The organism is Novosphingobium sp. KACC 22771, from assembly GCF_028736195.1.
In the GTDB taxonomy this organism is placed as follows: Bacteria; Pseudomonadota; Alphaproteobacteria; order Sphingomonadales; family Sphingomonadaceae; genus Novosphingobium.
Genome location: NZ_CP117881.1, coordinates 731848 through 747187 on the forward strand (window position 1 = coordinate 731848; position 15340 = coordinate 747187).

General features: G+C 62.9%; 14 protein-coding genes. 8 read left to right on the forward strand and 6 right to left on the reverse strand.

Annotation, left to right across the window (positions count from 1 at the left end; all coding sequences use genetic code 11):
• From tssC to PQ467_RS03265, 3 genes are all read right to left on the reverse strand, one after another.
• Entirely contained in the window at positions 1 to 1497 is a 1497-nt protein-coding gene (gene tssC / locus PQ467_RS03255) for a type VI secretion system contractile sheath large subunit (protein ID WP_274175121.1), read from the reverse strand.
• A gap of 18 nt (positions 1498 to 1515) precedes the next feature.
• On the reverse strand, positions 1516 to 2028 hold the full coding sequence (tssB, locus tag PQ467_RS03260) for a type VI secretion system contractile sheath small subunit (protein ID WP_274175122.1): 513 nt from the start codon (positions 2026 to 2028) through the stop codon (positions 1516 to 1518).
• Between the two features lie 79 nt (positions 2029 to 2107).
• A complete protein-coding gene (locus tag PQ467_RS03265; RefSeq protein WP_274175123.1) occupies positions 2108 to 3250 on the reverse strand; it encodes a type VI secretion system protein TssA in 1143 nt (380 codons plus the stop codon).
• A 164-nt stretch (positions 3251 to 3414) separates the two neighbouring features.
• Between PQ467_RS03265 and PQ467_RS03270 the strand changes: the two genes are divergently transcribed.
• From PQ467_RS03270 to PQ467_RS03280, 3 genes are all read left to right on the forward strand, one after another.
• Positions 3415 to 3705 (forward strand): PAAR domain-containing protein, encoded by a 291-nt coding sequence (locus PQ467_RS03270; RefSeq protein ID WP_274175124.1) that lies wholly within the window; start codon positions 3415 to 3417, stop codon positions 3703 to 3705.
• Between the two features lie 66 nt (positions 3706 to 3771).
• Complete coding sequence (locus PQ467_RS03275) at positions 3772 to 4227, forward strand: hypothetical protein (protein WP_274175125.1); 456 nt, start codon at positions 3772 to 3774, stop codon at positions 4225 to 4227.
• 78 nt (positions 4228 to 4305) lie between these two features.
• Positions 4306 to 4911: a hypothetical protein gene (locus PQ467_RS03280; RefSeq protein ID WP_274175126.1), complete on the forward strand. Its 606-nt coding sequence runs from the start codon at positions 4306 to 4308 to the stop codon at positions 4909 to 4911.
• A 52-nt stretch (positions 4912 to 4963) separates the two neighbouring features.
• Here PQ467_RS03280 and PQ467_RS03285 read toward each other — a convergent pair whose 3' ends face one another.
• Positions 4964 to 5671 carry an OmpA family protein gene (locus PQ467_RS03285; protein WP_274175127.1) on the reverse strand — a complete coding sequence of 236 codons (708 nt, stop codon included), beginning with the start codon at positions 5669 to 5671 and terminating at the stop codon, positions 4964 to 4966.
• A gap of 218 nt (positions 5672 to 5889) precedes the next feature.
• Between PQ467_RS03285 and PQ467_RS03290 the strand changes: the two genes are divergently transcribed.
• Positions 5890 to 6729, forward strand: a complete 840-nt coding sequence (locus PQ467_RS03290; protein WP_274175128.1) for a CPBP family glutamic-type intramembrane protease — start codon at positions 5890 to 5892, stop codon at positions 6727 to 6729.
• Between the two features lie 20 nt (positions 6730 to 6749).
• Here the strand turns inward: PQ467_RS03290 and PQ467_RS03295 are convergent, their stop codons facing one another.
• Complete coding sequence (locus PQ467_RS03295) at positions 6750 to 8087, reverse strand: M23 family metallopeptidase (protein ID WP_274175129.1); 1338 nt, start codon at positions 8085 to 8087, stop codon at positions 6750 to 6752.
• Positions 8088 to 8238: 151 nt separating this feature from the next.
• Here PQ467_RS03295 and PQ467_RS03300 point away from each other — a divergent pair, with 151 nt between their 5' ends.
• Both PQ467_RS03300 and PQ467_RS03305 read left to right on the forward strand, forming a co-directional pair.
• Entirely contained in the window at positions 8239 to 8967 is a 729-nt protein-coding gene (locus PQ467_RS03300) for a PP2C family protein-serine/threonine phosphatase (RefSeq protein WP_274175130.1), read from the forward strand.
• A gap of 16 nt (positions 8968 to 8983) precedes the next feature.
• Complete coding sequence (locus PQ467_RS03305; protein ID WP_274175131.1) at positions 8984 to 11002, forward strand: serine/threonine protein kinase; 2019 nt, start codon at positions 8984 to 8986, stop codon at positions 11000 to 11002.
• Here the strand turns inward: PQ467_RS03305 and PQ467_RS03310 are convergent.
• The gene (locus PQ467_RS03310) at positions 10992 to 11837 is read right to left on the reverse strand and encodes an FHA domain-containing protein (RefSeq protein WP_274175132.1); all 846 of its coding nucleotides are present in this window, start codon (positions 11835 to 11837) and stop codon (positions 10992 to 10994) included. The genes PQ467_RS03305 and PQ467_RS03310 overlap by 11 nt on opposite strands.
• Before the next feature lie 168 nt (positions 11838 to 12005).
• Between PQ467_RS03310 and PQ467_RS03315 the strand changes: the two genes are divergently transcribed.
• Positions 12006 to 13337, forward strand: coding sequence for a class I SAM-dependent methyltransferase (locus PQ467_RS03315; protein WP_274175133.1), 1332 nt, complete (start codon positions 12006 to 12008; stop codon positions 13335 to 13337).
• Positions 13338 to 13638: 301 nt separating this feature from the next.
• Positions 13639 to 15327, forward strand: coding sequence for a ShlB/FhaC/HecB family hemolysin secretion/activation protein (locus tag PQ467_RS03320; RefSeq protein WP_274175134.1), 1689 nt, complete (start codon positions 13639 to 13641; stop codon positions 15325 to 15327).
• Positions 15328 to 15340 lie beyond the last annotated feature (13 nt).

Below are 15340 nucleotides of genomic sequence, written 5' to 3' on the forward strand. Positions count from 1 at the left end.
TCAGTTGGCCGAAGGAATGCGGGCAACAAGGCGCATCGAGGTGGTCAATTCCTCAAACTGCAACCACGGGCGCAGATAGGCCACCGCGCTGTATGAACCGGGCGCGCCGGGCACTTCCTTGACCTCGACCTTGGCCTCGCGCAGGGGCCGCTTGGCGCGGGCTTCCTGTCCGGCACCCTCGGTGGCGTCGACATAATTGGTGATCCAGCGGTTCAGCCAGGTCTCGCAATCGCTCGCCTCCATGAAAGAGCCGATCTTGTCGCGCGCCATCACCTTGAGATAATGGGCAAAACGGCTGGTCGCCATGATATAGGGCAGGCGGGCCGAAATGGCGGCATTGGCGGTTGCCTCGGGCCGGTCATAGGTCTTGGGCTTCTGCGTGGTCTGCGCGCCAAAGAACACGGAATAATCGGTGTTCTTATAGTGGCACAGCGGCAGGAAGCCGAGATCCGACAGTTCCTTTTCGCGCCGGTCGGTGATGCCGATTTCGGTCGGGCATTGGGTGTCCAGATCGCCATCGTCCGATTGAAACACATGGGTGGGCAGATTGGATACCTTGCCGCCGCCTTCGGCCCCGCGGATCGCCGTGCACCAGCCATATTGGGCAAAGGCATCGGTCATCCGCGCGGCCAGCGCATAGGACGCGTTCATCCAGCAATAGTCGTCATGGGCCATGGCCTTGGGCGCGCCATTCTCGTCGCGCGGGGCCTCTTCGTAATCAAATCCCTCGACCTTCTTGGTGTCGCGGCCATAGGGCAGGCGGGCCAGCACGCGCGGCATGGTCAGCGTGACAAAGCGCGAATCCTCGGTCTGGCGGAACGAGTTCCACTTGGTGTAATCGGCCGTCTCGAACATCTGCTTCAGATCCATCGGCTTGGACAGATCCTTGTAGCTGTCCATGCCGAACAGATTGGATTCGGCCGCCGAGATGAAGGGGGTAAAGCCCGCCGCCGCCACGCTCGAAATATTGGTAAGCAGTTCGATGTCATCGGGATGCTTGCTGAAGTAATAATCGCCGACAAGCGCGCCAATGGGCATGCCGCCCGCCGTGCCGAACTGTTCTTCATAGACCTTTTTATAAAGCGTCGATTGGTCAAAATCGGTGGCCTTCGACAGGTCGGCGGCGATTTCCTTCTTGGTCGCGTTGAACAGCTGGACCTTGAGCGTGGTGCTGATCTCGCTGTTCTTGACCAGATAGTTGAGGCCGCGCCAGGTGCCTTCCATCTCCTTGAACTTGGGCGCATGCATGATTTCGGCAAGCTGCTCGGAGATTTGCGCGTCGATCTTGGCAATCGCGGCCTTCAGCGTCACCGTCATGTTCTTGTTGAACTGAACGGTGCCGCTCATTGCCTCCTGCGCCAGCGTTTTCATCAATTCTTCAACGCGCGAAGGCTCGGTCTGCTTGGTCGCGGCGATTGCCTCGTCCAGAAAGCTGAGCGGGGCGGAGACGGTTTCGGTCTGGGCGCCGCCGGCGCCCTGGGCTTCCAATTCGGCCATCATCTTACTCCGAATGAATTAGGCGGCAGGCTTGTCGCCGGCGTCCAGTTGCGAAGAGAGCGAGTTGAGCTTGTCCTGGTCGCTCAGGATCTGTTCGAGCAGGTTTTCCAGCTCTTCCGAACTGTCGGCCTTGGACATCAGATCGCGCAGGCGGTTGCGGGTCTCCATCAGCTTGCGCAGCGGCTCGACCTGTTCGACAATCTTTTCCGGTTCGAAATCGTCCATCGACGAGAACTTGAGGTTGACCTCAAATTCCTTGCCGTTTTTCTCGATGGTGTTTTCAACCTTCATCTTAACGGCCGGTTCGATACGGGCCATGACCTGATCGAACTTGTCTTTTTTCAGGTCGATGAACTTGCGTTCCTTGAGGCTTTTCTTGGGCACCGCCGAATCGCCCGAAAAATCGCCCATGACGCCCACGACAAAGGGCAGTTCCTTGGTTTCCTGCGCGCCTTCTGTCTCGACATCATAGGTGATATGCACGCGCGGCTTGCGCACGCGCTTCAGCTTGTCGTGTACCGAGTCACTCATATCGACCTCCCTAGATTGGGCCTGAATTGGGCTGCATCCTCATATCCGCCCGACAATTCGGGGCGGATGGCATTCTCCATTATTCGTCGTAGGTCTCTGCGGGGGGCTTGATGCCCGACCGCCAATAGAAATTCTGCCTCGCATCGCTGTCGGGGATCAGTTCGTTCAGCAGATCTTCCATCGTCATGCGCGCGCGCCGGTCCACCTCGCGCAGGGCCGCGCCCAGCGGCGAGAGCGGTTCGTTGACCTGAAAATAATCCGCCGCCGCCGCCACGGCCTTGAGCGCATCCTCGCGCCGCGTGATCTTGCCCGCGACAAAGCCGCCACCGGCCGCAACCGGCGCGCCGCCGCCTTCGGCTGTCGCCGCCGGGCCAGCATCCTCGCTGCCGCCCGCTGCCTCTGTCGCCGTGGTCGGCGCCATGGCGGAGAGCCATTCGCGCAAATATTTCAGCTCATCGCTCAGGCGCGAGGCGGCCGGAAACTGCGGTTTGGTCCGCTCGGAAATATAGGCAATGGCGCGGCGCCATCCGGCCTCGGCCTCGGCGGCCTGCGCCGCAAAGCGGGCCATGGCATCGCCCGAAAGGCGCCGCCCGTGGGCCTCAATGCCGCGATACAATTCATTGGCTTCCTCGACGCGCCCGCTCTTCGCCTCGCCGGTCAGCGATTGCGAGGCGGTCATCGCCGCATCGGCGCTCTTCTTTTCCAGCAGGCGCAGATCGCCCTCGCTGGTACGCGCAATCACCAGCCGCCGCAGCGGAGCGATCAGCGCGCCATCCTTGTCCGTGCTGCCCCCCGACAGGCCCGAGAGCGGCTGATAGCGGGTCTCGACCCCGTCCTCATCCTCGGCCGGATAGAGGCCGATGTCCCAGAACGCCTCGACGAAATCGGCCAGCAGTGTCATGGCCGCCGCCAGATCGGCCAGTCCGTCGCTGCGCGCGGCCGCCTCGACCAGAACCGACATCGGCTCCAGATCCTTGCCATATTGCGACAGGTAATCGGCCGCTTCCTCGGCCAGACGTTCCCAATCCCACGCCCCTTCGGGCAGGATCAGTTCATCGTCAGTCATCATCGCGGCCTGTTCAAGGCGAACGATCGCCTTGCGCTGAGAACGCAGTTCACGAAGCAGATTTCCAGCAGCGCCTTCGTCGTCCCGGCCGTCAATGCCCACCGATTCATCGAACGGTGCCAGGATCGCGGTCCGGCGCTCCTCGTCGATCAACACAGTTCATGCCTCGCTGCTGTCAGAACCAACATGAAGTTACAGTTTTTCGATCATTACTCCACTTCTTTTTGATGTCTTGGGGGAAAACATGTTAATAGTAGTCAGTCATTACATAAAATGCGTCAATATCAATACTTCACACGATTGAAAGGCGTATCGCGATCATGCCCCCTGCCGCGCGAATCACCGACATGCATGTCTGTCCGATGGTGACGGGGGTGGTGCCCCATGTTGGCGGTCCGGTATCGGGCCCTTGCGCGCCCACGGTGCTGATCGGGGCTTTGCCCGCTGCGCGCATTTCCGACATGGCGGTCTGCGTCGGCCCCCCCGATACGATCATCCAGGGCAGCGCAACCGTCATCACCAGCGGCATGCCTCAGGCACGAATCGGCGACATGACCGCCCATGGCGGCGCGATCACGCTCGGCTGCTTCACGGTGATCGTCGGGGGCTGACGAGAACGGCCCCGGTCTGATCGGAAGTTTTGATCGGCAAACAGTGGAAATGAAGGAGTGCAGGCTATGAGTTTCAATGATGAACCTGTCGCCCAAGGTCATATTATTTCTGCATTTTCGCGTTTCATGAACGTCGAAGAGTCTGACATCTTCGTGCCGATCATGTCCGCCAAAAGCTTTCTTTCAAACCGGGCAAATCTGATCGGCAGCATCGACAACACCTTGGACAATGCCGATTTGAGTTCGGGCCCCGGTCTGATCGACTCGCTGAAAATCATCGGCGGGGTCATTGGGGTGGCCGAAGGCCTGTCGATCTTTGCCAATGCATCGCGGATCGGGGTGGTTGTGGTCGAGGTGTTCGGTCTTGGCACGGTGTCGGCCGGGCTGGCGGCGGTGATCGGATTGGGCGCCGCAGTGCTGGGCGCCTATTTCCTCTATAAGGGCATTCAGGCCCTCTGGCCCCATATTCGGCGCCGACTTGAGCGCGATTTGGGCAGCGAGGCGATGAGCTTTTTCAGCTGAACGGGCAAGTTTGGACGGATCGCGCGCGCTGAGGCATGCGCGCACGATCCGTCGATGGCATGGTGAAGGGGCGGTTTGATGACATTTGCAAACCAGAGGCAATTTGACGCGCCCGGCACCAAGCTGCGCGCGATGGGGTACAATACCAGCCTCAATCCTCAGCCTCACCGTCCCGAGGTTGAATCAATCCACTGCGTCAAACAGTCTTTGCTGGCCACCGGAGGGATCGAGAATCCGCAAGAGCGCGTGGTGGCCGCCGGTACGAAATTGGTTCGATTTGGCTCCGGCGTATTGGTTCCGCAAGTAGCGGCGGGTGAATGGTGGCTCGATTGGGGCAATTATCAAATTGTTGAACAATATGCCGACGCGGCGGGAAAATCTGTGCCGGTTGCTGTTCGTGAACTGTGCTGTGTGCCGCTGGAATGGAGCGACATGACAATTGTCGTGCAGGCAAGAGTGATCCAGCCCTTGCTGGCCTATGAGGGTTCGGGGGCGTCCGCAACGGTCAAGGAAGGTCGGGAGCATTTGGACGGGATGCGGGCCAAGTCATTGGGGTTGACGCAAATGTTCATCCCCGGCCTGTCGGACCCTGACCTGCGACGCGACTCCTTGATGGTGACGGGCTATGGTCTGCTGCCCCATGAATTGTCACAGGCGGGTTATTTCCCGCAGCACATGCCTTGATCTTCCACGGCATGGCGCCCGATCTCATGACGCCATGCCCATGTTTACGCCGTTAAAACCGCGTGATTTCCACCCGGCGGTTGTTGGGGTCGGATGCCGTGCTGCCGTCCAGCGGATGGGCAAAGCCGTAGCCCACCGCCTGCAGCCTTGAGGCCGGAACGCCTTGGGCGACGAGGTAATCGACAACGGCCTGCGCCCTTTCGCGCGACAGGCGCTGGTTATAGGCCGGATTGCCGACATTGTCGGTATGGCCCTCGATGGCAAAGCGACGCCCGCCCGCCGCCGATTTCAGCTCGCTGGCGAAAATATCGGCGCGCTGCCGGGCCTCAGGCGTCAGATGCGCCGAGTTCAGTTCGAATGACAGGCGCATGTTGAGCGATTGGCGCGGCGCGGAGAGGGCAGGCGCGGGCGAGGCCATGCGCCCCGCGCGCGGCGTGGACGAGGCCGCCGCCGCATAGGCCGGACGCGAAGGCGCACGCACGCTCGGGCGCGCAGTGCCTGCCGCCGCCGCCGCGCCGGTGGTCAGGTGGAACCCCTTGGTTTCGCCCACCGAGCAGTCGCCCGTTTCCATGCAGGCATCGTCATCCGATTTGGCCTTGGCCGCCGTCGGCGGGGCGGCATCGTTGCAACCGCCTGCCACAAAACAATGAATCTGCTCTCGGCTGACGGCCGCGCCGGCCGGTTCAGATTGCGCAGCCGCGATCTGGGCGCCGACAAATACGGAAGTGCCCATCAATAGTGCGACCGAAACCCTCATCATGACAGACTTCCCCTGCTCCAACGGAAGCAATAAAAATGATAAGGGGATATACACCCACTTCATAACCAAGACAACAGGTGCGATTTTTGTAAGAGTCCATTTTTAAGACGTTGCAAGAATTGGATTCCATGGCAAGAAACGCGAGGTCCATCAATTAGGCCTTGCAGGCGAATCAATTTGGCCTAATCCATGATAAAACGCAGGGATCGGGGGCGCTGGTGTCAAAAGACAAGTCGGCCGGAAACAATCCTTTATCGGGTTTCATCAGTCTGGCCGGTGCCTGCCTTGGGGCCGCGATCATCCTGCTGGGGGTGCCTTATCTGTTCGGCCTACTTGCCTCTGGCCCCGGCATCGCGGGCATGCCCGCCTATGGGCTGGAGTCGATTTTCACGCTGGTCACCTTTGGCCTGCTGGCCGCGCTGGCGCTGGGGGCCATCCGCCTGTTGCGTCTGCCGCTGCGCTATGGCGGTCCTGGACTGGCAGCGGTCGGGCTGGGTCTGGGGGTGGCGGGCTGCGGCTGCTCGGTGGCGCTGTGCATCATTGCCGGGACGGCCCATGCCGGATCGCCGCCACCGCCCGGCATCGGTCTGATCCTGCTCGAAACGCTGCTTGTGCTGTTTCAAAGCTGGGCCGAGGAGGTCTATTTCCGGGGCTGGCTGCAAGGCGATCTGACGCGCCGCTGGGGGCCCATGCCAGCGCTGGCGGTCGCGGCGCTGGCCTTTGCGCTGCTGCATTTCCTGGCCGGGGCCAGCGATCCGCTCAGCTTTATCACACTGCTGCTGGGAGGGTTGCTGTTTGGCCTGTGCTATCAGCGGTCCGGGGGGCTGGCGCTGCCATGGGCGCTGCATTTCGGTTGGAACTGGTCGGAGGAACTGCTCTTTGGCCTCTATCCCAATCCGGGGGTGGGCACTTTCGGCGCGCTTATCAACCTTGACCTGTCCGGCCCCGCTATCTGGGGCGGCAGCGGCGAGGGGCTGAATGCCAGCCTGTCGTCCTATATCGTGCTGGCGGCGCTGCTCTGCGCGGTCTGGTTCTGGCCCCGGCCGCGCCCCGCCTAGTCCGGATCACCTAAGCCGGATCAACTGCCGCTTTGGGCGCGGGCGACATCGATCCGGTCGCGCACCCGCTCAAAGGCTTCCAGATCCGCCCCGCTCAGCGATTTGCGCTCGCTGCCGGTGTCGGGCTGGACGCTTTGCGGATCGACCCGCTCGCCATTCATGTGGATTTCGTAATGCAGGTGCGGCCCGGTGGTGCAGATGCCGGTCACGCCGACAAAGCCGATCGTATAGCCCTGCGGCACCTGCTGGCCCGCATGCAGCCCTTCGGCATAGTGGATCAGGTGGAAATAGCGGGTTTCCATGCCGTTGGCGTGCTGGATGATCACCATGTTGCCCGCGCAATTGTTGGGCGTGGCCGAGGTGACGGTGCCGGTGGCCGCGGCATAGATCGGCGTGCCGATGGGCGCGGCAAAATCGACCCCGCCATGCAGCCGCGTGTAATGCAGCACCGGATGAAACCGCATCCCGAATTTGGACGTGATGCGCGCACCATCGACCGGCGTGCGCATCAGCGAGCGCGTTGCCGTTGATCCGCCCGCATCATACCAGTCCGGCTCGCCGCCCTGTTTTTGGAACAGATAGACCGCCGCCGATTTGGTTGAGGTGGTCAGCGAGGCATAGAGCAGCGTTGGCGCGCCCATCGCCTCGCCCGCCGCATTGGTGGGCTGGGAATAGGCCAGTTCGAAGGCATCACCGGCCGCCACATCGCGCTGAAAGTCGAAGTCAAAGGAGAGCGCCTTGGCAAAGGGCGAGATCACCGCATTGGGCACGCCGATCGCCACGGCCGAGGTATAGAAGCTGTCGCCGTCCATCGTGCCATGAAGCACCACCGTCCGCTCGCTGACCTGTGCGGCCATGGGCGTGGTGGCAAGCTGCCCCTGCTCGGTCATGCGAACGATGGCGCCAGAGCTGTCCTGATTGGACGCTTGCAGGCGGCGAAAGCGCAGGCTGCCCTCGGCGCGGGTCATTTCCAGCACGGCGCGGATCGGCCCGGTGGGGTTCAGATGGGGCTGGGCCTGGGCAAAGACCTGTGCGGCCAGCGCGGGCGGCAGGCCAAAGCGTTCGAGCGCGCCCTGCAATTCGCCCACACCGGCCAGTTCGAGCGTGCGGCGCACGGCATTGGGCTGGGCCGGGGCGGGGGCGCCGGGCGCGTGGTCGGGCGCGCGCGTCGGTTCGCCCGGACCGCCCAGCCAGGCGATGAGACCCCCGGCGATCAGGATGCCCAAACCGCCCACGATGCTGATGGCCCGCGCGCGCCCCTGCTGCGCAGGGCCGCCCTTGCCGGGCGATGCAACGGACGGGCTCCAGCGCGTAACCCATTGACGCGGATTGTAAGAATAGAAAATATCCTCGCTCATATCCGCATTCCATTATTTGGCCAAAGCAGTTGATAATAGAAAAGAGCGGAAGCGAACAGTCGCTGTTGCGAAATTCACAGAACTGCGCCTATTATCCATTCAGGCGGTCATGGAGATGACCTTGATACCTATTCGGACAGAATCATGGACGTTGACCGATCCCGGTATCGTTCGCAAGCATAACGAGGACAGCTTCTATGCCTCGGATAAGGCCGGACTTTGGCTGGTGGCCGATGGCATGGGTGGGCTGGAGCGGGGAGAATGGGCCTCGGCGCTGGTGGTTGCGGCGGTTTCGGCGGTGGCGCAGCAGGGCGATGTCGAAGGCATGCTGGCGGCGGTGACGGGCGCGCTGGAGCAGGCCAATGAACAGATTTTGAGCGAGTCGGAGCGGGTCGGCAAGCAGATGGGCTCGACCGCCGTGGCGCTGTGTATCCGCGACAATCGCTTTGGCATTGCATGGGTGGGCGACAGCCGCGCCTATCTGCTGCGCGCCAACCGGCTCTATCGCCTGACGCGCGACCACAGCCAGGTGCAGGAACTGCTCGACCGGGGCCTGATCGAGGAAAGCGCGGCGGCCAGCCATCCCTTGCGCAATGTATTGACGCGCGCGGTGGGCGTGGCCCGGCCGTTGCAGGTCGATACGGTGGTGGACGCGTTGCAGGATGACGATCTGCTGCTCTTGTGCAGCGATGGGCTTTACGGTGTCCTTGGCGAGGCCGAGATGCAGGAAACGCTGCGCAGCATGCCGTTTGAGCGGGCGGCCGGGGTGATGCTCAAGCGCTGTCTGGAGCTGGGTGCGCCCGACAATGTCACACTGGTCGGGGTGGCGACCAGCGAGGTGACGCTGGCCCATTTCGGCCACCATGCGCCAGAGATCTGATGGGAGGCAGGACGCCGTGAACGAGGAAAAGGACGAAACGGTCTTTCAGCCTTCGGCCGCGCCCGCGCCTTCGCCCCCAGAGGCGCCCGCCACAGGGGGCGTCCCGGCCGCGCCGCCAAGCGATGAGGAGGAGGGCACGGTCTTTATCGCCCCATCCACGCCGCCCGCCCCTGCATCAGCCGCCCCCATTGCGCTCCCGGCGGACGAGGAGGAAGGGACCGTCTTTGCCGCCGCGCCAAACGCGCCGCCAGCCTCCTCCATCCCGCCCGCGTCCCCCGCATCGCCACCCGCGGCCCCGCGCCGCACCGGCGGGGCCGAGGCGACCCTCCAGCCCGGCACGCGCCTCAACCGTCTGGAGATCAAGCGCTTTCTGGCGCGCGGCGGCATGGGCGAAGTGTTCGAGGCCGTCCATATCGACAGCGGCGAGCGGGTCGCGATCAAGACCATCCTGCCCGATCTGGCCGCCGACCCCAATGTCATCGCCATGTTTCAGCGCGAGGCGCAGGCGCTGACCCAGCTTTCGCATCCGGCCGTGGTGCAATACCGCGACTTCGTGCTCGAGCCGGAGCGCAACCTTTATTACATCGTCACGCGCTTTATCGACGGGCGCAACCTGTCCGATCTGGTGGGCAAGACCACGCCGACCGAGGAGGAACTGGTCAGCCTGCTGCGCCGTCTGGCCGAGGGGCTGCGCGAGGCGCATGAACTGGGCGCGGTGCATCGCGACATTTCGCCCGACAATGTGCTGCTCGATCATGACCGGATGGACCGGCCAAAGATCATCGATTTCGGCATCGTCAAGGAAACCGATCCGGGATCAAAGACCATCATCGGCAATGGCTTTGCCGGCAAGCCCAGCTATGTCGCCCCCGAACAGATGGGCGATTTCGATCAGCAGATCGGGCCCTGGACCGATGTCTATTCGCTGGCGCTGGTGATCCTCGCGCTGGCGCAGGGGCGCAAGCCCGACCTTGGCGGATTGCCCGCCGAGGCGATCATGAAGCGCCGCAAGGGCGTGGACACCAGCGCCGTGCCGCCGCAATTGCGCACGGTGATCGACCGGATGCTGGTGGCCGATCCGCAAAAGCGGTTGCGCTCGATGGACGAGGTGATCCGCGCGCTGGACGCGATCAAGGGGCGCAAGGCATCGGGCGGGGGCAAGGGGGCGGGGCTGATGGCGCTGCCCATGCCGGTGCTGGCCGGGGTTGGCGGGGTGGCGGCGCTGATGGTGGTGGGGGCGGGGTGGTATGCCTTGCGTCCGGCTCCTCCGGCGGCGCAGGCGCCTGCCGTTGCTGCCGCTTCGAATGTCTCGTTGCCCGCGCTGGACGCGGCGGTGCAGGGCGTGTTGCCGCAATTGTCCTGTTCATGGATGACGGTGGAAACCGCGCGCGACGGGGCGGGCTATACGATGCGGGCGGTGGGCGTGGCCGGATCGCCGCTGGAGGCGGAAAACGGCTTGCTCAAGGCGGCGCAGAAGCTGGGGGTGGAGCCGGGGACCGACTTTTCCGGCGTGGTGCGCATCGATCCCAGCTATTGCCCGGTGCTCGACGAACTGGCCAAATTCCGCGCGCCGCCGCCCGAACGCATGACGCGCAAACAGCCCGAATATGAGCTGGAGACGATGGCGCAGGGCGAATATGCCGGGCAGATCGGCACCCGCGTGGTCACCGATCTGGCGCTGGACGGGATCAGTTCGGATTATTCGCTCTATTCGATCGAAACCTCGAATGTGATCACGCAATTCGTCGCCAACCGCTCGATCCTGCCTGCCAATGTCAATGGTTCGACGATCCAGAAATTGCCCGGCATCGAGAATTACCGGCTGGACATCGAAACCAATGCGAAGCCCGGATGGGCAGGCATCGTGCTGTTGACCGGCAAGGGCGGCTTTACGCCCACGGCGCTCAGCGATCTGACCACGGCGGCGGGCAAGGCGGCCTTTGAGCAGAAAGCGCGCGCCAATGACTGGAAGGCGCAGATCGTCTGGTACAAATTCGTCGACAATATTCCCAATACGCCCGCGGCTAAGCCCTGATTTGTTGGGCCCTGATTTGTTGGGCCTTAACCTGCTGATCATAGTGGCGGGTCAGAGCCTGGGCGAAGATTTCGACGAAACCGTCCTGCGCGGCAAAAGCCTTTTCATAGGCCTGCCATGCTTCGGCATCGCTGCGGGCGCGGTGCTTGATCGCCTCGGGCGCGAATTGATCCAGCGCGGCGTGCAGACCGGCCTGCATCGCCCCCAGCACGGCGCGTTGATGGGCGTCGATTTCGCGATAGATCGCCTCGATGCGCGCGGCAGCCTCGCTGGGCGGCATCTGGGCCAACTGACGCGCCAGATCCTGCGCCTCGGGCAGCGGCGCTTCGTCCGCCTGCGCCAGCCCCAGATCGGCGCGGGCCTTGCGCCGGTCCTGCGCCAGACGGAGCAGCGCGGAAAGAGCAGCCGACAGGACAGGATCGGCAGAGGCGGGCAAAGGCGCAGCCATCGGGGCCTGTGTGCGCCCCGCATCGGGCGTGGTCATGATGCCGGGCGCGGGGCGTCCCCAACTTTCGCGCGCCGAGGGCTGCGCCATCCCGGCCTCGATCCCCACATGGATCTCGTGGGCGCCTACCCGCAGCATGTCGCCATGGCGCAGCATCTGCGGCCCGGTCAATCGCTGACCGTTGAGAAAGGTGCCCCCGCTGCTGCTGTCGGTGATGCGCCAGGCGGTATTTTCGCCCGCGATCGCGCAATGGCGGCGCGATACCGCCGGATCGGCCAGCACCAGCGAGGCATCGGGATTTCGACCAATAACGATCTCTCCGCGATCCGCCCGCAAGACAGGCGCGGCATTTAATTCGTTCGTCTTGCGCAAGGTCAGGATAAGAGGCATGTTCCCTCCGCTGTCTGGCGGATGGAGACTCATAGAGCAGCCGAACAGATTGGCAAGTTGATTGGGGAGGGTGACTTGGGGCAAGGGCACACTATCTACGATCGCGTTCTTTATCCTTCAGCACTTTACAGGACAACACACCCCGAACATCTGGCCGCAATACTTCGATTGCATGGATTGGACGGGGCCGATCCGCGCCGCGCCCGCGTGCTGGAAATTGCCGGTGGCGATGGGTTGAACGCGATGGCGATGGCGGCCGCCTATCCCGATGCGCAATTCGTTTCCTTCGATCTGGCGCCCAGCGCCGTTGCCCAGGGGCAGGCCATGGCCGATGCGGCGGGGCTGGCCAATGCCCGGATCATGGTCGGCGATATTGTCGATCTGGCCGAGCGGCTCGAAGGATCGTTCGATTATGTTATTGCCCATGGCCTCTATGCCTGGGTCTCACCAGAGGTGCAGCAGGCCACCTTGCGCCTGATCGACCGCGTGCTCTCGCCCGAGGGGATTGCCTATATCAGCTATAACGCCATGCCCGGCGGCCATTTGCGCATGGCGGTGCGCCAGATGCTGCTGCGCCGTCTGGAGGGCGTGACCGAGCCCGAGGAGCGGCTGAAACAGGCGCTCGATTTCCTTGAGGACTTTGGCAAGCCCAAGGAGGGCGACGGCGCATCACAGGCCGCGCTGCGCCGGATTGCGCGGCTTATTGTCGAAAAGAACGCGCACACGCTGTTTCACGATGAATTGGGCGAATGGTATGATCCCAAATCCCTGACCCAGATCTGCGCCGAGGCGGGCGAGCATCATCTGGCCTATCTCACCGAAGCCCAGCCGGGGGGGCTGTTTCACGGCCTGCCGGGGCGCGATCTGGACGATCCGCAGGTTGTGCGGTTGGCCCAGCAGGTGGACGATGACGATGTCTGCTTCTTTCACCAGTCGCTGTTCATCCGTCCGGGGCGGGCGCCGCTGCGCCGTCTGGATCTGGATGCGCTGGCGCGTCTGCTGATCTGCGCCTCGCCGGGGCTGAGTCGCGAAGGCGAGTTTGAATTTGCCATCGCCGGCAATCGCTTTGAAACCGATGATGCGGATCTGGCCGAATTTCTCGACCTGTTGGTGCGCGAGCGGCCCTTGCGCGTGCCGCTGGTCCATTTCACCACCGATGAGGCGCGCGGGCTGGCGATCCTCAATCTGGTCAACCGGGGGATTCTGGAACTGCATTCGCTGCCTTTCCCCGGTGTGTTGAACGCAGGCCCCCGGCCCCAGACCACCAGCCTGACACGCGCGCTGATCGCGGGCGATCAGCAGCAGGTGCTCACGCTCGACCACCGCTCGCTGATGGTGGTCGAGCAGGCGCCGCGTCAGGTTCTGGCCCTGCTCGACGGCAGTCTGACGCTGGAGGAAGTGTGCGAACGCTGGGATCGGGACGTGAAGGGGCCGGACATTCGCATTGATGCGGTCTCGGCCATCACGCAATTGGCGCGGGCGGGCCTGCTTTGCGCCTAGTTTTGAGTTGATTTTTATATCTGGACTTTGACTTGAAATAGATTTTAAAAATTAATCTTTCTTATTGAAAACAAAGTCTTGTAATGATTTGCTAACGCAAACAAATTTTCTGAAAGATAAGTAGGGTATATATTAAATAATAGTTGACTCTGCTTGGGCTTGGTGAATAACTGTTCATCATGATGTGAAGAAATCTGACAGTTTTCTGTAATTTTGTTTCATATTTTATGGGGGTAGTATGGCGATCGGCTGGGAACGTTGGGCCCTGACGGCGGTTGGGCTGTGCGCGAGTGGCGCGGCCATGGCGCAGTCAACGCCCCCACCTTCGGCAGGCGTGCCGCAGGATCTGGGCCGAGGCCAGCTTGAGCAGAACCTGCCCGACAAAACCCCGGCCCAGGCGCCCAGAGTTTCGGTCGACAGCCGACAGGCGCTGCCCCAGACACCCTGCGCGCTCGATCAGTCCAGCCTGCGCATCAACCTTCAGCGTCTGGCCCTGACCCGCTCGGATGGCAGCGCGCTGCCGCCCGAACTGGTCCGGTTGCTGGCCGGGGTGGATGCGGATCTGCATGGCGATCATCCGATTGCCGTGGTCTGCACCATCCGCGACCGCATCAACGAGCGGCTGGATGGCGCGGGCTATGTCGCGCTGGCGCAGGTGCCCGCCCAAAAGATCGACGACGGCACGCTGCATATGGAGATCGTCACGGCACGGATCGTCGCGCCGGTGCGGATCGTGGGCGATGCAGGGCATTATGCACCCCAGCTGGAGCGTGCCATTGCCCGCATCCGCGCGCTCGATCCGCTCAATCGGCTAGAGGCCGAGCGCATCCTGCTGTTGATGCGCGACATTCCGGGTCTGGATGTCAATCTCTCGCTCAGCGCGGCATCCGGCGCGGACACGCGGCCCGGCGATGTGATCGGCACGATGACCGTGGCCACGCGCCGCTTTGCCGTGCTGGCCAATATGCAGAATTTCGGCTCGCGCGCGCTGGGCCGCTGGATTGGATCGGTGCGGGTCGAGGCCTATGGCCTGACCGGGCTGAGCGACCGGACCTATGTTGGCTATTCGAACTCGACCGACTGGAACGAGGTGCGCGTGGCGCAGGTGGGCCATGATTTCGCCCTGACCGACAGCGGTCTGCGGCTGGGCCTGCGGGGCAGCTTTGCCTGGTCGCGCCCCACGATCCCCAGCCTTGATCTGCGCTCGCGCTCGATCATTGCGGGCCTTGATCTGACCTATCCCCTGCTGCGCAGCCTGCGCAACAATGTGGTGGGCGGTATCGGTTTTGAAGCCATCGAGCAGCAGTCGCATATCCGCAGCGGCTCGGTCAACGTGCCCTTTACACTGGACCGCACACGGGTGTTCTATGCCCGCCTCGACGCCAGCTCGCAATTTGGCGGCGCGACCCGGAACCTGTTCCAACTGCGCAATGTGGCCGAGGTGCGCAAGGGGCTCAATGTCTTCAACCCCACGCGTCTTGGCGTGGCAACGGCCGATGGCGCGCCCAGCCGCTTTTACGGCGATCCGCAGGCGGTTGTGCTCAAGGATGAGCTCAATGTCCTTGTCAAACCGCGCGGCCCTGCCGAACTCAATCTGGCCGCCTTTGGCCAGTGGTCGAGCGATCCGCTGCTCAACCTTGAAGAATTTTCACTGGGCAATTTCACCCATGGGCGCGGCTATGATCCGGGCTCGAACGGCGGCGATCACGTCTATGGCTTTACCGCCGAACCGCGTGTGCAATTGCCGGTGCCGGGGGTCAATGTCGCGGCCTCCGCGTTTTATGACTGGGTGCGGATCATCAACACCGATCCCGGCACGGTCAATGCCCGGCGCACGCTGCGCTCGGTGGGCGGGGGGCTGCGCTTCATTCTTCAACGGCGGCTGGTGCTGGATGTGACCTATGCCCATCCGCTCGACAAGGCCCAGATCAACGATGTGGCAAAACCGGCCGACCGGGTTCTGGTTTCGCTGACTGCCAAGATTTTCTGACGGGGGTAGATGC